Origin of the sequence: Paenibacillus sp. M-152, assembly GCF_003856555.1 — a bacterium.
In the GTDB taxonomy this organism is placed as follows: Bacteria; Bacillota; Bacilli; order Paenibacillales; family Paenibacillaceae; genus Paenibacillus; species Paenibacillus polymyxa_C.
In genome coordinates this window covers 3,567,620-3,585,029 of the sequence record NZ_CP034141.1, presented here as the reverse complement: position 1 = coordinate 3,585,029, position 17,410 = coordinate 3,567,620, and the positions used below count along the sequence as shown (strand labels likewise).

The 17,410-nt window shown below is 43.9% G+C and carries 17 protein-coding genes; 13 read left to right on the top strand and 4 right to left on the bottom strand.

Translation table 11 applies throughout. The features are described 5' to 3' along the window. Positions 1-75: 75 nt before the first annotated feature. Positions 76-1,047: a peptide-methionine (S)-S-oxide reductase MsrA gene (gene msrA / locus EGM68_RS15730; protein ID WP_013371823.1), complete on the bottom strand. Its 972-nt coding sequence runs from the start codon at positions 1,045-1,047 to the stop codon at positions 76-78. Positions 1,048-1,228: 181 nt separating this feature from the next. Further along, complete coding sequence (locus tag EGM68_RS15725) at positions 1,229-1,846, bottom strand: TVP38/TMEM64 family protein (RefSeq protein ID WP_058711553.1); 618 nt, start codon at positions 1,844-1,846, stop codon at positions 1,229-1,231. Positions 1,847-2,200: 354 nt separating this feature from the next. On the opposite strand from EGM68_RS15725, the gene EGM68_RS15720 reads away from it, so the two are divergent. The 5 genes from EGM68_RS15720 (at position 2,201) to EGM68_RS15700 (ending at position 6,560) form a co-directional block, all read left to right on the top strand. Then, the gene (locus EGM68_RS15720) at positions 2,201-2,890 is read left to right on the top strand and encodes a TerC family protein (RefSeq protein WP_040103425.1); all 690 of its coding nucleotides are present in this window, start codon (positions 2,201-2,203) and stop codon (positions 2,888-2,890) included. A gap of 162 nt (positions 2,891-3,052) precedes the next feature. Further along, entirely contained in the window at positions 3,053-3,997 is a 945-nt protein-coding gene (locus EGM68_RS15715) for a Gfo/Idh/MocA family protein (protein WP_129549544.1), read from the top strand. A 55-nt stretch (positions 3,998-4,052) separates the two neighbouring features. Continuing rightward, on the top strand, positions 4,053-4,373 hold the full coding sequence (locus EGM68_RS15710; protein WP_025674978.1) for a protein YxiS: 321 nt from the start codon (positions 4,053-4,055) through the stop codon (positions 4,371-4,373). A gap of 99 nt (positions 4,374-4,472) precedes the next feature. Next, the gene (locus EGM68_RS26465) at positions 4,473-4,751 is read left to right on the top strand and encodes a hypothetical protein (protein WP_025674979.1); all 279 of its coding nucleotides are present in this window, start codon (positions 4,473-4,475) and stop codon (positions 4,749-4,751) included. A 324-nt stretch (positions 4,752-5,075) separates the two neighbouring features. Then, positions 5,076-6,560, top strand: coding sequence for an alpha-N-arabinofuranosidase (locus EGM68_RS15700; protein WP_129549543.1), 1,485 nt, complete (start codon positions 5,076-5,078; stop codon positions 6,558-6,560). An 84-nt stretch (positions 6,561-6,644) separates the two neighbouring features. On the opposite strand, the gene EGM68_RS15695 is transcribed toward EGM68_RS15700, so the two are convergent. Then, the gene (locus EGM68_RS15695; protein ID WP_016822319.1) at positions 6,645-7,463 is read right to left on the bottom strand and encodes an AraC family transcriptional regulator; all 819 of its coding nucleotides are present in this window, start codon (positions 7,461-7,463) and stop codon (positions 6,645-6,647) included. Positions 7,464-7,770: 307 nt separating this feature from the next. On the opposite strand from EGM68_RS15695, the gene EGM68_RS26195 reads away from it, so the two are divergent. The 7 genes from EGM68_RS26195 (at position 7,771) to EGM68_RS15655 (ending at position 13,651) form a co-directional block, all read left to right on the top strand. Further along, positions 7,771-7,917 carry a hypothetical protein gene (locus EGM68_RS26195; RefSeq protein ID WP_233902221.1) on the top strand — a complete coding sequence of 49 codons (147 nt, stop codon included), beginning with the start codon at positions 7,771-7,773 and terminating at the stop codon, positions 7,915-7,917. Between the two features lie 33 nt (positions 7,918-7,950). Then, a complete protein-coding gene (locus EGM68_RS15685; RefSeq protein ID WP_040103432.1) occupies positions 7,951-8,718 on the top strand; it encodes a sugar phosphate isomerase/epimerase family protein in 768 nt (255 codons plus the stop codon). Then, positions 8,711-9,793: a Gfo/Idh/MocA family protein gene (locus EGM68_RS15680; RefSeq protein WP_129549542.1), complete on the top strand. Its 1,083-nt coding sequence runs from the start codon at positions 8,711-8,713 to the stop codon at positions 9,791-9,793. Before EGM68_RS15685 ends, EGM68_RS15680 begins: the two co-directional genes overlap by 8 nt. 78 nt (positions 9,794-9,871) lie before the next feature. Beyond that, positions 9,872-10,840 carry a sugar phosphate isomerase/epimerase family protein gene (locus EGM68_RS15675; RefSeq protein WP_013371812.1) on the top strand — a complete coding sequence of 323 codons (969 nt, stop codon included), beginning with the start codon at positions 9,872-9,874 and terminating at the stop codon, positions 10,838-10,840. Between the two features lie 19 nt (positions 10,841-10,859). Further along, the gene (locus tag EGM68_RS15670; protein WP_129549541.1) at positions 10,860-11,591 is read left to right on the top strand and encodes a ThuA domain-containing protein; all 732 of its coding nucleotides are present in this window, start codon (positions 10,860-10,862) and stop codon (positions 11,589-11,591) included. A gap of 242 nt (positions 11,592-11,833) precedes the next feature. After that, positions 11,834-12,178 carry a winged helix-turn-helix transcriptional regulator gene (locus EGM68_RS15665; RefSeq protein WP_013371810.1) on the top strand — a complete coding sequence of 115 codons (345 nt, stop codon included), beginning with the start codon at positions 11,834-11,836 and terminating at the stop codon, positions 12,176-12,178. A gap of 705 nt (positions 12,179-12,883) precedes the next feature. Further along, complete coding sequence (locus EGM68_RS15655) at positions 12,884-13,651, top strand: DODA-type extradiol aromatic ring-opening family dioxygenase (protein WP_129549539.1); 768 nt, start codon at positions 12,884-12,886, stop codon at positions 13,649-13,651. 145 nt (positions 13,652-13,796) lie between these two features. Here EGM68_RS15655 and EGM68_RS15650 read toward each other — a convergent pair whose 3' ends face one another. Beyond that, positions 13,797-14,513 carry a Crp/Fnr family transcriptional regulator gene (locus tag EGM68_RS15650; RefSeq protein WP_014599995.1) on the bottom strand — a complete coding sequence of 239 codons (717 nt, stop codon included), beginning with the start codon at positions 14,511-14,513 and terminating at the stop codon, positions 13,797-13,799. A 258-nt stretch (positions 14,514-14,771) separates the two neighbouring features. Here EGM68_RS15650 and adhE point away from each other — a divergent pair, with 258 nt between their 5' ends. Next, complete coding sequence (gene adhE, locus EGM68_RS15645; protein WP_013371805.1) at positions 14,772-17,384, top strand: bifunctional acetaldehyde-CoA/alcohol dehydrogenase; 2,613 nt, start codon at positions 14,772-14,774, stop codon at positions 17,382-17,384. Positions 17,385-17,410 lie beyond the last annotated feature (26 nt).

Genomic DNA, 17,410 nt, shown 5'->3' with positions numbered 1-17,410 from the left:
ATATCAAAAAAAAGCTGACCCGTGATCATCGAATACAGATAGATTCCGGGTCAGCCTCGTTATTTTTACGGCTACTTACTTTTCAAATAATGACTTATAGGCTCCATATCCTTCACGCTCCAAGTCTTCCTGAGGCACAAAGCGTAGCGCGGCAGAATTGATGCAATAACGCAAACCCTCTGGACCTGGACCATCATCGAATACGTGCCCTAAATGGGAATCTGCTTCGCGACTTCGCACCTCGGTACGAATCATGAAATGGCTGAGATCGGTCTTTTCTTTGACATTGTAACTGCGCAACGGACGGGTAAAGCTAGGCCAGCCGCAACCCGCATCATATTTGTCCAGTGAACTAAACAAAGGCTCTCCTGATACGATATCCACGTAAATGCCTTCAGCTTCATGATCCCAAAACTCATTTTGAAATGGGCGCTCGGTTGCGTTTTTTTGTGTTACTTCGTATTGAATAGGCGTCAGCCGATCTTTAAGATCGGATTTATCAATCTTGGCAGACCAATTTTGCTCAATAAAATCTTCACGTCCTGAGCCTTTGCGATAGCGTTTGTAGTGAGCGGGGTTCTTCTTATGATAGTCCTGATGATACTCTTCTGCTTCATAAAAAGTTGCCGCAGGCAGGATAGATGTAGCAATGGGCTTGTCAAAACGGCCACTTTGAGCGAGAGCTTCTTTGGAAGCCTCTGCCTTGATGCGTTGTTCATCATTATGATAGAAAATAGCCGTTTGGTAGGATGAACCTCTATCGTGGAACTGTCCACCTTCATCCGTTGGATCAATCTGTTGCCAAAATAGCTCCAACAGTTTTTCATATGGGAACACTTGAGGGTCGAATGTAATTTGTACGGCTTCCACATGTCCCGTTGTTTCAGAGCATACCTCTTCATAGGTAGGATTTTCGGTATGTCCCCCTGTATATCCAGATCTAACCTTCAAAATACCGGGCATTTCCTCAAAAGGGGAGACCATGCACCAGAAGCAGCCACCCGCAAAAGTTGCCTTTTCTACCGTATTTGGATTGTTGGTGCTCATATTTTATCACTCCAATCTGAGAATGTTTAATTAGTTGTTATTTAAATAGCTTACAATTAAATTATATACGGGATTTTTGCAAAATCCAACGGAACATCAGAAAGTACTCAGTTGCGTAGCTGTAGTGTGTCCCAAAAACTGCAATGAAACATTCTACAGAAGCGATACAAACTCATTGGTGTTATGTTTTGTTGGCGCGCCTAACTCTTTTTCTGTAAAGTACAAACCCTCCACCTACCAGTGCAGTATATAGCAGCAAAATAAGCAAACCCGTGATTGGATGTTCCGCAAAGGTACCGCCTGCATAAGCATACACTGCAATTGCGGGAAGTTTGCCGATCGCTGTACCTAGCATAAAGCTCCAAAACGGAAACCCTGCTACTCCGGCATATACATTTACAGCTGCCTGAGGAATGACTGGAATCAAGCGAGCCAGTAGCACAGCAGTAAAAGGCTCTTTCTCCATGACCTGGTTGAAGCGCTCCAGTGCGGGAACACGCTCCAAATATGTACGTCCTTTGTCACGGAACAGGGTACGTACAGCACTGTAAACGACCAACGCAGCCAAAGTAGTGCCAAGCCAGCAAATCAAAGCACCTTGCCAGGCGCCTGCTGCATAAGCAATGGAAGCGATAATCAGCTTGTAAGGGATAAACGGAATTAATGCGAATAAAAATGCGAGCAGTAGCAGAACCGGAAAGGAGGTTTGCTTGTTTGCCCATGCGAGCCAATCATATCTGTAGATAAACGCGATGCAGAGCAGCGAAACATAAGCCGCGGGGAGTAACCATTTTTTCATTTATATACCTCTTTCAATATCCCTGTTCGGCTTATTGCTTATACAGAAAAAAATGGGGTTCACATTCCCAAAAATGTATGCTATACTGCCACTAACAGAATAGTTCCCAAAGGGGAGTAGCTCAGCGAGTAAAGTCGTCATTACGGGATTCTTAATCCCCGGCTTTATTGGCAACGTAATGTTGTAAGCGAGACCTTTGCCAGGATTTTAGGAATCCGGGTAAATGGTCTTTTTTTGATGCCAAAATTGGGTCAAGCGCCGTTTCCGGATTCCGCGAAATGGCGCTTTTTTTTTAGTATAAAGCGCTGAACTATGTACAGTATAACAAATAAACAAAGAAGGTGGGAGAAACGTATGGATTTTTTGTCAATTGAGTTTTTAACCGCATTATTGTCCATTATTATCATTGATCTGGTGCTAGCTGGTGACAATGCGATCGTAATTGGCTTGGCGGCGCGGAATGTTGATAAGGCCAATCAAAAGAAGGTCATTATCTGGGGAACGGTCGGAGCAGTCGTCATTCGTGTGATTGCTACAGTGCTGGTCACATACTTACTGCAAATATATGGATTGCGTTTGGTTGGGGGTCTGGCCCTTATCTATATCGCCTATAAGTTGTTGGTCGAAGAGAAAAAACATGAAATTTCAGCTACAAATCAGATGTGGGCAGCGATTCGCACCATTATTATTGCGGATACAATGATGGGACTCGATAATGTGCTTGCTGTTGCGGGAGCCGCTCATGGAAATATGCTACTTGTTATTCTCGGTCTGGCAATCTCCGTTCCGATCATGGTGTGGGGAAGCACGATTATTCTGAAACTGACAGAACGTTACCCAGTAGTGATCACGATTGGAGCCGCAGTATTAGCGTATACCGCTGCTAAAATGGTGGTGGCCGAGCCATTAATTGCACACTGGTTCGCAAATGGAGTTGTTAAATACGGTTTTGAAGCCTTGATTGTAGTTCTGGTTGTAGCCATCGGGATGCGTGTTAAAAAAGTAAAAAGTGAGAAAACAAAAAAAGAAGCGTTGCACGCATAAGCTAACTTATATTGAAGTAATCTGGCTGAAGCTGGATACTCAAGTCTTAGAGGCTGTTCCTCAGATCCATCAGGATCAGGAGCAGTCTCTTTTCTTTGCTTGTCAGCGGACTTCCATGTAAACTAGACAACAGATGAAATGAGTGATTAGAGGTGGAACGATATGGACAAGCAAATCAAGACAAGAGTAGCTATTGCAGGGTTAGGTGGAATCGCTCGTAAAGTGTATCTGCCGTTACTGGCTGCACACCAAGGCGTAGACATTGTAGGAGTGATGAACCGTTCACAGGAGCCGGTCAGTTCTACTATGGAGCAGTATAGACTACCAAGAGGAACGACGGACGTGAAGGAAATGCTGGCATGGGAGCCGGAAGCTGTATTTATACATGCGGCCACCGAAGCTCATTTTGACCTAGTTATGGCGTGTATTGAAAAAGGGATAGCGGTATACGTGGATAAACCATTGTCCTATGATGTTCGTCAGAATCTGGAAATGACTGCTTTCGCGGAAGCACAGGCTGTACTGCTGGCGGTAGGTTTTAATCGACGTTTTGCTCCGCACTATGTGGCTGCAAAAGCTTGGGTAGAGGAAGTGGGCGGTTTCAGTCAATGTGCGGCGATTAAACACCGAACTGGATATGATCGTAGACCGGCGACACAGACGGTTTATGATGATTTAATTCATATGCTTGATTTGCTACTGTGGCTGGGTGGCGATAATTATGAGCTACTGCAAAGTAGTCTGGATACAACAAGTGAAGGATATATGGACGCTGCGTTCGGGACTTTGCGTTTGGGGAATGCTGCCGGTACATACAGTATGAGCAGACAGGCAGGAGCTGACATAGAGAAGCTGGAGCTTCACGGGGCAGGACGGTCTGTTGAAGTCACGAATATGGAACAGGCTGTTTTCATGCAAAAAAATCATTTATCACGAACGCAAACTTTTGGAAGCTGGGACACAATATTGGAAAGACGGGGATTCACCGGGGTGGTGAATCATTTTCTGGAGCATATTCATCGTCCGGAGGAGTGTGCTATACAAGCTGGAAAAGTGTTGGAAAGCCATATGCTAGCAGAAGAACTGATTAGTGGTTTGAGTGATTAATATCGAACCATGATGATCCAGACATCAAGAATTAGGTTGAAGGAGAAATGTATCAATGGAAGAAGACAACCGCGGTAAACAGGTAGAAGAAGCCATCATTGAAAATTATAAGCAAGAAGAAGATATGATGATCCTTGTGTTTGCTCAATGGTGCATCAATAACGACTTGGAACCAGAGGAATTATATCGTACAGCGTATCCGCAGCAGGATAGCAACGAGCGTCTGCTGCGAATACGCAAGCTGACTGTATCGCGCGAAGAAGCAGGTGATATTCCGCTGGATACGGTATTAGGGGTGCTGTCCATGTTCGGAAATGAGGACTTGGCGATGGTCGTATCCGAGGCGGCCGCCCAGCTCCCGTCGGAACGGAAATAAGTCCACCTATAATAAAGCATCTGGCAAAGTCATTCGTGGCATCGTGGAAATAAACTGTTTTTACTGAGGATATTGTTGATCGGGGAGGGTAAGCTGACGATGGAAGATATACCTGTGCCAAGTACTTGTAAAGGCTGTGAAAGAGATATCGCTTTATCGGAAGAGCAAATTACCAGAATTCTTAACAATATGAGACCCAAAATGGATTGTGTAAACGATGAAGTATACAAAGCCAGACTGTTGGCCTGTGCACAATGCAATGAGTTAATGTCCGGTCACACATGTGGCATTAGTGGAAGTATTGTTCGTATACGTGCCTTGGCAGTAACTCAAAATTGTCCCAGCTACCATGGTTCACGTTGGCAAGGATCAGCTTGAAAAATGCAAAGCCCAGACTCAATTAAATCTGAGATTACAGGCTAAAGTAGTCATCCCCTGGTCTGCCTTAATGGCAGACCTTTTTGGTTTGCTTGGACTTTGTTGTTAGCAATTGACAAATTGTAGACAATAAAATATATTAAACACGTAAAATGTTTTTGTTTAATTATTTATATTTATATTAATAAAAGGATTGTTAGGTGTGACAATGTGTAATATTAGAGTTCGAAAAGAGAACGGTAGTGTGAGTGTAATTTATGCGGTTATGAAAGCGTAATCATTTTTGTGATACTTCAACAATTTTAATGTTTGGGAGGTTTTGTGGTGAAGGGTTCTGTTATTGTAAATACCGATTGGGAACAGGGCGTTATTAATAAAAATATTTATGGGCAATTTGCCGAGCATCTTGGACGATGCATTTATGAAGGTTTATGGGTGGGACAGGACTCTCCAATCCCTAACACTGACGGAATTCGAAATGATGTGGTGGAAGCGCTCAAACAGCTGAACATTCCTGTGCTGCGTTGGCCAGGGGGCTGTTTTGCCGATGAATATCATTGGAAAGATGGGATCGGACCGAAAGAAAACCGCAAAAGAATGGTAAATACGCACTGGGGCGGTGTGGTTGAAAATAACCATTTTGGTACACATGAGTTTTTCCAATTGTGTGAGCTATTGAATGCAGAGCCGTATATCTGTGGGAATGTAGGCAGTGGTACAGTGCAGGAAATGTCGGAGTGGGTAGAGTACATGACCTTTGACGGGGAGTCCCCTATGGCTGCATGGCGTCAGGAAAACGGTCGTGAGAAACCATGGAAGCTCAAATATTTTGGAGTTGGTAACGAAAACTGGGGTTGTGGCGGTAACATGCGCCCGGAATATTATGCTGACCTGTATCGCCGCTATCAGACATATGTCCGTAATTATGGAGAGAATCGCATTTATCGAATAGCTGGTGGGGCGAATGTGGATGATTATCGTTGGACCGAAGTACTGATGCGCGAAGCCGGGCACCTTATGGACGGTTTGAGTCTACACAACTACACAATACCGGGGAGTTGGGAAGGGAAACGACACGCAGTCGGTTTTGATGAAGCAGAATGGTTTGAGACGATGAAAAAATCATTGCACATGGATGAATTGATTACTCGCCACTCTGCCATTATGGACCAATATGATCCTGACAAACGGGTTGGGCTGATCGTCGATGAATGGGGAACTTGGTTCCTGACCGAACCAGGTACCAATCCTGGCTTCCTGTATCAGCAAAATACGATGCGGGATGCGCTGGTAGCCGGACTACACCTGCACATATTCCATAATCATCATGATCGTGTGCAGATGACGAATATTGCTCAAATGGTCAACGTTTTGCAAGCGATGGTTCTAACTGAAGGCCCTGCTATGCTGTTGACCCCGACATACCATGTATTTGAAATGTTCAAAGTGCATCAGGATGCACAAGCACTGGCTATTCATGCGAAGGTAGGCAATTATGAGTATGATGGAGACTCCATCCCACAAGTAAGTGTGTCCGCCTCTAAGGCACAAGATGGCTTTATTCATATAAGCTTATGCAATGTCCATCCGGGCGAATCGGCAAATTTGAGCCTTGAGCTAAGAGGGATCGAAGAGGTTAAGAAGATCAATGGTGTTGTCTTAGCCAGTGACGATATGCAGGCACATAATACATTTGATCAGCCAGAGCGTGTGAAAAAGGAAGCCTTTACATCTTATCAGCTGCAAGGTCAGCATTTGGATGTTACACTGCCACCGATGTCGGTTGTGATGCTGACAATCGCTCCTTAAAAAATTAGATTGTGGTATGTAAGCAGCACCCGTTAAATGATTTGTTAGAAAAAAGAGAGCGTTCAGGGGAACGCTCTCTTTTTCCTACAATTGCTCGCGGTGTATCATTCTGAATTCCTTGGGCGACATACCAAAGCGGGAACGAAATACACGGTGAAAGTATGTGTAGTTTGCAAATCCTGACGATTCGGCGGCTTGTTCCAGTGACATGGGACTGAAAATGATACGCTCCCTTGCCATGTTGAGCCTGACGTCCAGTGTGTACTGCATAATGCTCGTATCGAACGTTTCCTTAAACAGGTGTACCGCTCGGGATACGCTGATCCCGACGTGCGAAGACACGTCATCCAGCTTAAAATTAGATGATGCATTTTCTTCAATATAATTTTTTATCTGATAAGCAAGATAGTTATGATGAGTAGCAGTGGGCTGCTCGGATAGTATACGGTCAAACTCCAAACATAAAATGCGTATGTAATAGCTTGATATTTCCGGGTAAGGATTAGAAATACGTCGCTGCTCCAACACGAGCTGACGAAATAGGCCAAGCAGGGCTTCTGTGAGCTGAACCTTAATTCGGTTGGGACGTTTGTGATGATTCCACCACTCATCTACCCAGGGGCCACCGAAAAAAATGTGATAATCCCCACTTTCTACAACCTGCTCTCCCATGGGGTTCAACTCACTGTGAATATCCAGTTCATAAGGCTCGGTCGGATTGAACAGCAGCAGATCACCTGCCTCAATCCGTGTCATTTTCCCGTCAATGCGTGCTTGACAGCGTCCATCTGTTTGCAGACGGAATAAATAATTTTTGATTCCATCAGGCTGGTTCGAATAAAAGGGCTTACGGTGGAAGGAATAGCCTGCGGTAAGAACCTGGCAAGGCTCAATGATAGACATGATGATGACTCCTTTTGGGCATATGGCTGTTTCAAATATTGACCAGATTGTTCATGTTTTAATCATATTATTCATTTTAAACGAAAGCAAAATAGAATACCATGTGAACTGTAAAGCTTACATGTTAGATGAGAAAGTACATGTTAGAGGCCAAGGAGTGTGAAGACGTAAAACGAATAAGGCCGGGATTATCAGCTGTGGTAACACTAGCTCGGTATATCTTAAAATTCTCCAAACCAACTCGCCCTTTGAAGTAGTGACCTTTGGTGATCTATTGAATGGAAGGGCCAAGGAGAGGGTCGATAAATTGAGTGTTGTAAACGTATACAAAGTGGATAGATCGATGCTTCGGCCTGAGATGGAGTTTGCATTTTATCTGCCGGTACCTGGCTGCCAGGCACTGCAGATGTGCGATACCAGAGGCGGGCAAGCAGGTGTAATGGAACAGATATAATGAAAATTCATCCTAACGAAGAGGTGAAGGGGATTGACTAAAGTAGGATTACAATTATACACAGTTAGGGAAGAGCTTGAACAGGATTTTGAAGGCACATTGCGCAAGGTAGCTGAGCTGGGCTATAAAGGGGTTGAGTTTCATAGCTTCTTTGGGCGTAGTGCCAAGGATGTCAGGGCGCTTTTGGATGAACTAAATCTGGAAGTTGTCGGAACTCATATACAATACAGCCGCTTGCTGCATCATTTGGATGAGGAAATTGCATATCACATAGAATTGGGCAACAAGTACCTCATTGTTCCTTATTTAACCGAAGAAGAGCGGGAGTGGGATGACCTTTTTGTTAATCTGAATCGTATTGGTGAAAAAGTAAAGGAGCATGGGTTGATACTGGCTTATCACAATCATGATTTTGAACTAACAGAGAAAATCAATGATCGCCCGGTATTCGATGCTTTATATGATGCGGTTCCCGATGATTTGTTACAGGTCGAAATGGATACTTGTTGGGTATACTATGGGGGCTATGATCCAGTGGAATACATCGGACGATATCGTGGACGCCTGCCTATCATTCACTTAAAGGATATGGCACGCGACGAGCAGCAAAAAGCAGTTACTGTAGAGTTAGGCCAAGGAGAAGTGCAGCTTCAGACCATTACAGATGCCGCTATTGAAGCAGGTGTGGATTGGGTTGTTGTGGAACAAGATTTCAGCTCAAATCCTCCAATCGAAAGCATTGAAACCAGTATGAAGTGGCTCCAACAATACGCAGCTCAGGGAGGAAATATTCATGTCTAAAACACTCAAGATCGGGATTATCGGTTGTGGGGGCATTGCTAACGGTAAACACTTGCCGAGTCTTGCCAAGCAAAAGAGAGCAGAAATCATTGCTTTCTGTGACATTATACAGAAACGTGCTGAAGAGGCTGCTGAAAAGTATGGTGCTGAAGGATCGCAAGTTTATAGCGACTACCGTCAGCTGCTAGAAAATAAAGACATTGAAGTTGTGCATGTATGTACCCCTAACGACTCGCACTCAGAAATTACGGTAGCGGCACTTGAGGCAGGTAAGCATGTATTATGTGAAAAGCCAATGGCTAAAACTGCTGAGCAGGCACGGGAAATGCTTGATGCGGCCAACCGTACAGGCAAAAAGCTATCCATTGCTTATCAAAATCGTTATCGTGATGACAGTCTGTATCTGAAGCAATTGGTCGAGCAAGGAGAGCTTGGTGAGATTTATCTTGGTAAAGCCATTGCTCTACGCCGCCGTGCGGTTCCCACCTGGGGAGTGTTCTTGGATGAAGAGAAACAGGGTGGTGGCCCGCTGATTGATATCGGCACACATGCACTTGATTTGACACTCTGGCTGATGGATAATTACAAGCCTAAAAGTGTACTAGGTTCAACCTTCCATAAGCTGGGAGATCGAAAAAATGCAGCCAATGCTTTTGGACCGTGGAATCCTGATGAATTTAAAGTAGAGGACTCAGCTTTTGGATTCATCACCATGCAAAATGGAGCCACAATTGTATTGGAATCCAGCTGGGCATTAAATGTTGTAGAGTTTGGTGAAGCCAAGACGTTGTTATGCGGTACCGAGGGTGGAGCAGATATGCAGGATGGGTTGCGTATTAACGGAGAAAAGAACAGCCGCTTGTTTGACACGAAAATAGATCTAGATGCAGGAGGAGTGGCCTTTTACTCCGGTGAAACGGAAAATGAGGCAGACCGTGAAGCCCGTCTGTGGATTGAATCTATTCTGGACGACAAAGAACTCCTTGTGAAGCCGGAGCAGGCACTGGTGGTTACTGAAATTTTGGAAGCCATCTATGAATCGGCCCGTACAGGAAAAGCAGTTTATTTTGACTAAGCCTTGTAATGATCCCGAATAGACAATCACTATAATGAAAGCAGCTTTTTTCACATATGATACAGGGAGGGATTTCTTTTGAAACTTGGAGTATTTATGGTGTTGTTCGGTGGACGTTCATTGGAGGAGGCGCTGGATTATGTGGCTTCTCAGGGACTGGATGCTGTAGAAATCGGAACAGGTGGCAACCCGGGAGATAAGCATTGCAAGCCTGATGAGTTGCTAGAGAACGATACGGCGCTCAAAAATTTTAAAAAGGCAGTAGAATCCCGGGGATTAACGATTAGCGCGCTTAGCTGTCATGGTAATCCGCTTCATCCACAAAAGCATTTGGCACAGGCAGATCATGACACATTTCTTAAAACCGTCCGATTGGCAGAAAAGCTGGAAGTTCCTGTTGTGAACACTTTCTCAGGCTGTCCAGGTGATCACGAGGATGCGAAGTATCCAAACTGGCCTGTGGCTCCGTGGCCTAATGATTTCCAGGAAGTGCTGAAGTGGCAATGGGAGAATAAAATTATTCCTTACTGGACTGAAACGGGTAAATTTGCAGCAGATCACCATGTTAAAATAGGGCTGGAGTTACATGGGGGCTTCTCCGTTCATACACCAGCAACCTTGCTTCGTTTGCGTGAAGCGGCAGGAGAGGTCATTGGTGCTAATCTGGATCCGAGCCATATGTGGTGGCAGGGAATTGATCCCGTACAGGCGGTTCAAATTTTAGGCCGAGAGGGAGCCATTCATCATTTCCATGCCAAGGATACGACGATTGATCCGATCAATGTTAATAAATACGGACTTACCGATATGCAGGAGTATACGAATATGTTAGATCGAGCATGGCAGTTCCGTACTGTGGGCTATGGTCATGATGTAAAAACCTGGGCAGATATTATCAGTGCTCTGCGTCTGGTGGGATACGATTATGTAGTAAGTATTGAGCATGAAGACGGTCTGATGTCCGTGGAAGAAGGCTTTACTAAAGCTGTCCATAATCTTCGCCAGGTCCTGATTGAAGAACCGCTGAGCGAGATGTGGTGGGTCTAACCTAATAGGGGGAACTGTGATGATTAACGTCACCATTTGGAATGAATTTTTGAACGAAAAGTTAAATGAAGAAGCCAAACGGATTTATCCTAACGGCATACACCAAGCATTGGCTGACGGCTTGGCAGATGAAGGTTTTGCCATTAGAACAGCTACTTTGCGTGAGAATGCCGAACATGGTTTGGAAGAAGAAATCCTCAATTCCACAGATGTGCTGCTGTGGTGGGGACATAAAGCCCACGATCAGGTGAGCGATGAAGTTACAGCGCGTGTCGTCAAGCGTGTGCAGGAAGGAATGGGCCTCATCGTATTGCACTCAGGCCATTTCGCCAAGCCATTTAAAGCTCTGATGGGCACTAGTTGTGATTTAAAATGGAGAGTTGCAGGCGAGCAGGAGATTATTTGGTCAGTAAATCCGTCACATCCTATTGCGGAAGGAATAGACGGCAAAATTCTCTTAGAGCAGGAAGAGATGTATGGCGAGTTCTTTGATATTCCTGCGCCGGATGAACTGGTCTTTATCAGTAACTTTGAAGGCGGCGAAGTATTTAGAACTGGATGTACCTTCCATCGAGGCAATGGTAAAATATTTTATTTCCGACCAGGACATGAGACCTATCCGACTTATTACCAGCCTGATATTTTGAAGGTCATTGCTAACAGCATCCGTTGGGCTTCACCGACAAGTAATAAAAAACCAGTATATGGTAGAAGTGAACCGGTAAGGCCGCTTGGTGGAGTGTTGGTATAGTTACAATTATCACATATTGATGAATTATATAAATAACAGGTTTAAAGGCGGAACCTCTGGGGATTCCGCCTTTTTGTATTTAACGAATTAGACATATACCTGCCCATTGGTTTGTTGTATAATCAGTTTTGGTCATGGCAACTTTATCAGCACAGGTATTAAATTTAAGAAAGTGTTTTCTTTCGGGATAAAGTATGCTAAAATGATATATACTAACAAAAGGAAAGCTTTATCAAACCGAAATGCAAAAGAAGGTGAAAAATTTGGAGAGTCAACCGCAATTTACAAAAATGTGTCCGCGTTTTGAAACCGCCTTTTCATGTCTGGGTAAGCGCTGGAATGGATTGATTATTCAATCCATGATGAGCGGTCCCAAGCGGTTTAAGGATATTTCCAATCTGATTCCCACAATGAGTGACAAAATGTTATCAGAGCGGATGAAGGATCTGGAAAATGAAGGGATTCTTACACGCCATGTATATCCGGAAACTCCTGTCCGCATTGAATATGAGCTAACCACCAAAGGTCGTGCACTTCAGCCGGTTATGGAGCAGATTCAATTTTGGGCTGAGGAATGGATTAGATGATCACCAAACTCATTAAGTGTTTCTCATAGCAAAACAGCCTCTTCCTAGGAAAAGGCTGTTTTTTTATTTTGTGGTAGGCAGTACGGCTTAATAGCTTTTAGCGCGCCCTGCTACTGAGAATACTCCGGCTTTTGTACGGCGAGGGACACGGGATTGAATATCCAGGGCGGCTGAACGAAATGTGCCTAAGCACGAGTGGCAAAGTCTTCCTGCATAAATGGGAGAACGGCAGGACTCGCAAGGATAATCAAGCTGACTGTATGTGGAGGGAAATTTGCCTGCTCTTACCCACTCTGTGAGCAAATCCATAGGTGTGCCAGTCACATCACTGAGTTGGTGGGTATGAGTAGAAGGATGCTTCCATAGATAGTTAGAACAGCGGTCAAAGAATATATTTTCTTCTTGAATACAAGTATTACACAGGTTTCTAAGATTTTGACGGAAAACGGAACCGCATTTTGGGCAATTCGAAGTATGTATCTCCATAGAAACCAGTCCTTTGTATCGGGATATAATAATATTTTTAAATTTATTAGTTACATATTACTATGACTTTATACCTATATCAATCTTTATTTAAAGAATTGCTGATCTTTAAGTATATGCTGGCATCTATATTGACATTACTATATTACTTATGTATTATTCCTTACATAAAGTTACTAAGTGAATAAAATAAATTGTTTGCGATAAGGGGATTTTTTAATGGTACCATCTTTATTTTTAGCCCACGGATCACCTATGCTTGCTATTGAACAGACGGACTACACTGCATTTCTAGAGCAGTTGGGGAAAAGCGTTCACCCTAAGGCGATTGTTATCTTTACAGCTCACTGGGAGACGCAAGTGTTAACGATTAGTTCAATGGATGACATATACGATACAATTTATGATTTTGGAGGCTTCCCACCCGAACTGTACGAAGTGAAGTATCCAGCACATGGTTCTGTTGAACTAGCTAATAAGTTGAAAAAGTTATATGAACAAAAGGGCATCGATGTACAAACTGATCGGGTGAGGGGACTGGATCATGGTTCCTGGACATTGTTGCATCGTATGTATCCTGAGGCAGACATTCCGGTAGTTCAGATTTCCGTAAATCCGTACCTCTCGCCCAAAGCACAATTTGCCATTGGTGAGGTGTTGCGTGAGTTGGGAGAACAAGATATTCTGGTCATTGGCAGTGGCGTGACTGTCCATAATCTGCGTATTGTCAAATGGGGAGAAACGAAAACGGAGCCTTGGGCAATTGATTTTGATGACTGGATTATCGAAAAAGTGCAAAGCGGAGATATAGAAGCTTTGGATCACTATGAAAGCGAAGCGCCATATGCTCGTCAGGCCGTACCTAGAGCAGAACACTTTGTACCGTTGTTTATTGCAATGGGTAGTGGCAATCCTGCAAACAAAGCTAAGGTCATCCATAGAAGCTATGAGATGGGAAATTTAAGTTATCTATGCTTTCAGTTTTAAAGCGTGTAGGGCAGAAGAAGGTCGAGTTATGTGCTTTGTTACTGTCCCGTCCGTTCTCTAAAAAATGGGGAGTGGAATAAAATTAGGGAGTGTTATAAGCTAATAATGGCTTACAGCACTCCCTTTTACATTAAAAAACAATTTATTATATCCGGCAAATCTCACGTGGGCACAATTCACAATGACATACACCTTGCAGCATTTCCAAATCCTTGACAACAATCATACCATTATCGTATTCTACTGCATTTTTCTTACGCAGATCACTGAGCATCCGATTTACGCTTTCCCGGGTAGCACCGATCATATTTGATAAGTCAGTATGAGTAATCTTTTTATGAATCAAGATATAGTCGCCGTGAGGCTCACCATAGGTGTTGCATAGTCGGATGAGTGTGGAACATAGAGCGCCAGGCTTGCCGTACATCATCAAATCGCGGAACTTGGTCTGAGTAATGCGATGATGCGATCCCATCCATTTCATAAAGTCAATCGCAAAATCACAATGCTGGCAAATAAGCAGCTCCAAATCTGTATGATCGATTACGCCAATATCACTGTCCTCCAGAACCTCAGCAGAAAAGGAATGCTTGGTGCCGAAGAAAGGATCAGCTTGACCAACAAGATCGCCGCTTTGATACATATATAGAATAAGTTCCTTACCCTCATCCGTTGTTTTGGTTACCTTTACGCGTCCGCGCTTAATATAAAACAGCTTATCCGCTGTATCTCCTTCCCAGAACAAATGCGAGCTTTCTGGCATAACTCGATCTTTCATCATCACTTGCAACCGGTTGAAGCTGGCCTCCGAGAAGCAACAGGTGTTGCCGCGGGCTTCCATTACATTTGTAGGGTTTCTCATCGTCCATTTCCCCTTTGTATCCTATGTTTTTTATCTGCAACTTGATCAATTCAAATTCATTATATACCTGTGCAATGAGTTTTTGGGGCAAGAAGAGGGGGTAAAAGTGGCAGAATTCCAAACTTTGTGATTTAATTCACTTCATAAAATAAAATTTTAAATAGATTGTGAAAAAAATCACAAAATATCTTGAAAAGCTGTGTTACGATCAGTGCGTGAACAAGAGATAGTACACGAGATAACAGGAGGATGAGGGAAATGGCTGTTAAAAACGAGGTTATCCAAAAAGAGCAAAGCGCAGAGCAGTATATTCAAACGCTGATTGACCGGGCGAACCGGGCACAGCAAGCTTTCATGAGTATGAATCAGGAGCAGATTGACGGAATCGTACAAGCTATGGCACTCGCAGGGATGGATAAGCACATGCACCTAGCGAAGTTGGCTGTTGAAGAAACAGGACGCGGTGTTTACGAGGACAAAATCACCAAAAACATGTTTGCAACAGAATATATCTATCACAGCATCAAAAATGAGAAGACCGTTGGTGTCATTGAAGATAATGATTTCGATAGCTTCCAAAAGATTGCAGAGCCAGTCGGTATCATCATGGGGATTACTCCAGTAACAAACCCGACTTCGACTACGATGTTCAAAGCGTTAATTGCCATTAAAACACGTAACCCAATCATTTTCGGCTTCCATCCATCTGCTCAATCGTGTAGTGCGGAAGCAGCCCGCGTATTGCTTGAAGCAGCTGTTAAACATGGTGCTCCAGCGGATTGCATCCAATGGATTGAAGCACCTTCGATGGATAAAACAAATGTACTGATGAACCACCCTGATGTGGCATTGATTTTGGCAACTGGCGGATCAGGCATGGTTAAGGCAGCTTATAGCTGTGGTAAACCTGCACTTGGCGTAGGTCCTGGTAACGTACCTTGCTTTATTGAAAAAACAGCCGATATCAAACAGGCCGTGAACGACCTTATCCTTTCTAAATCTTTTGATAACGGTATGATTTGTGCTTCGGAACAAGCCGTAATTATCGAAGAGCCTATCTTCGAGCAAGTGAAGAAATTGATGATTGCTAATGGTTGCTACTTTGTAAATAAAGAAGAAGCAGCTAAGCTCACTCAAGGGGCTATGAATGTAGAAAAATGTGCAGTGAACCCGGCCATCGTCGGACAGTCTGCTGTAAAAATAGCTGAAATGAGCGGCATTACAGTACCGGCAGGAACAAAAATTTTGGTCGCTGAAATTGAAGGAGTAGGAACCAAATTCCCATTATCTGCGGAAAAATTGAGTCCGGTATTGGCTTGCTACAAAGTGAAAAATGCAGAGCAAGGTATCCAACGTGCTGCTGAAGTTGTAGAGTTCGGCGGTATGGGTCACTCGTCAGCTATCCATTCGCAAGATGAGGACGTTATCGCTCGCTTTGCAAACCGTTTGCAAACAGGTCGTATCATTGTAAATGCACCTTCCACACATGGTGCAATCGGTGATATTTACAACACCAACCTTCCTTCGTTGACACTTGGTTGCGGTTCGTACGGTCGTAACTCGACTTCGTCGAACGTATCTGCAGTTAACTTGATTAATGTGAAAAGGGTGGCGAAACGGACGGTGAATATGCAATGGTTCAAAGTACCTTCCAAAATTTATTTTGAGAAAAATTCGACACAGTATCTTGCTAAAATGCCTGATATCACACGTGTAGCCATTATCACTGACCCTATGATGGTGAAACTCGGATATGTGGACCGCGTAATTCATTATTTGCACCAGCGCCAAACACCAGTTGCGATTGAAGTGTTCTCTGAAGTTGAGCCAGATCCATCGACAGTTACGGTAGAGCGTGGTACTGAAATGATGAGACGTTTCCAACCGGATTGCATCATCGCACTCGGCGGCGGTTCGCCAATGGATGCTGCTAAAGGCATGTGGATGTTCTATGAATATCCGGATACTGATTTCAATAACTTGAAGCAAAAATTCATGGATATTCGTAAACGGATTTACAAGTACCCACGTCTGGGTCAAAAAGCACAATTTGTAGCTATCCCTACAACCTCGGGTACAGGTTCGGAAGTCACATCGTTTGCAGTAATTACAGACAAAAACCTGGGCAACACGAAGTATCCGCTGGCTGACTATGAGTTGACTCCTGATGTGGCAATTATTGACCCTGTGTTTGTATATTCGCTGCCTAAAACAGCTGTAGCCGATACAGGTATGGACGTTCTGACACATGCTATCGAGGCTTACGTGTCTGTAATGGCCAATGATTACACAGATGGTCTGGCAATTAAAGCCATTCAACTGGTATTCCAATACCTGGAGCAATCGGCTCTGATCGGCGACAAGTTGGCTCGCGAAAAAATGCATAATGCTTCTACACTTGCAGGTATGGCGTTTGCTAATGCATTCTTGGGTATTAACCACAGTCTTGCACATAAATGGGGCGGACAATACCATACGGCGCATGGCCGCACGAATGCTATCTTGCTGCCGCACGTTATTCGCTACAATGCGAAAAAACCGACAAAATTTGCTTCGTTCCCTAAATATTCGCACTTTGTTGCAGATGAGCGCTATGCAGAAATTGCACGCATACTGGGACTGCCTGCACGTACCACTGAAGAAGGGGTTAACAGCTTAATTGACGCGATCCGTAAGTTGAACAAAACGCTCGGTATCGAGGAATCGTTCCAACAACTCGGATTCGATCCAAAAGACTTTGAATCACGTGTAGATTATCTGGCTGACCGCGCTTTTGAGGATCAATGTACAACTGCAAATCCAAAGCTGCCGCTGGTTACTGAATTGGCTGATGTATACCGCAATGCCTTCTACGGACGCTTTGATCAATAATATAATAGTATGAAGAGGCTTGTAAC

Bases quoted from the DNA above. Each gene is read 5' to 3' on its own strand.
- EGM68_RS15680 (WP_129549542.1), top strand. From the start codon at position 8,711: ATGTCTAAAACACTCAAGATCGGGATTATCGGTTGTGGGGGCATTGCT.
- adhE (WP_013371805.1), top strand. From the start codon at position 14,772: ATGGCTGTTAAAAACGAGGTTATCCAAAAAGAGCAAAGCGCAGAGCAG.
- EGM68_RS26465 (WP_025674979.1), top strand. From the start codon at position 4,473: ATGGAAGATATACCTGTGCCAAGTACTTGTAAAGGCTGTGAAAGAGAT.
- EGM68_RS15715 (WP_129549544.1), top strand. From the start codon at position 3,053: ATGGACAAGCAAATCAAGACAAGAGTAGCTATTGCAGGGTTAGGTGGA.
- EGM68_RS15665 (WP_013371810.1), top strand. From the start codon at position 11,834: ATGCAAAAGAAGGTGAAAAATTTGGAGAGTCAACCGCAATTTACAAAA.
- EGM68_RS15650 (WP_014599995.1), bottom strand. From the start codon at position 14,513: ATGAGAAACCCTACAAATGTAATGGAAGCCCGCGGCAACACCTGTTGC.
- EGM68_RS15725 (WP_058711553.1), bottom strand. From the start codon at position 1,846: ATGAAAAAATGGTTACTCCCCGCGGCTTATGTTTCGCTGCTCTGCATC.
- EGM68_RS15695 (WP_016822319.1), bottom strand. From the start codon at position 7,463: ATGTCTATCATTGAGCCTTGCCAGGTTCTTACCGCAGGCTATTCCTTC.
- EGM68_RS15655 (WP_129549539.1), top strand. From the start codon at position 12,884: ATGGTACCATCTTTATTTTTAGCCCACGGATCACCTATGCTTGCTATT.
- EGM68_RS15710 (WP_025674978.1), top strand. From the start codon at position 4,053: ATGGAAGAAGACAACCGCGGTAAACAGGTAGAAGAAGCCATCATTGAA.
- msrA (WP_013371823.1), bottom strand. From the start codon at position 1,047: ATGAGCACCAACAATCCAAATACGGTAGAAAAGGCAACTTTTGCGGGT.
- EGM68_RS15720 (WP_040103425.1), top strand. From the start codon at position 2,201: ATGGATTTTTTGTCAATTGAGTTTTTAACCGCATTATTGTCCATTATT.
- EGM68_RS15670 (WP_129549541.1), top strand. From the start codon at position 10,860: ATGATTAACGTCACCATTTGGAATGAATTTTTGAACGAAAAGTTAAAT.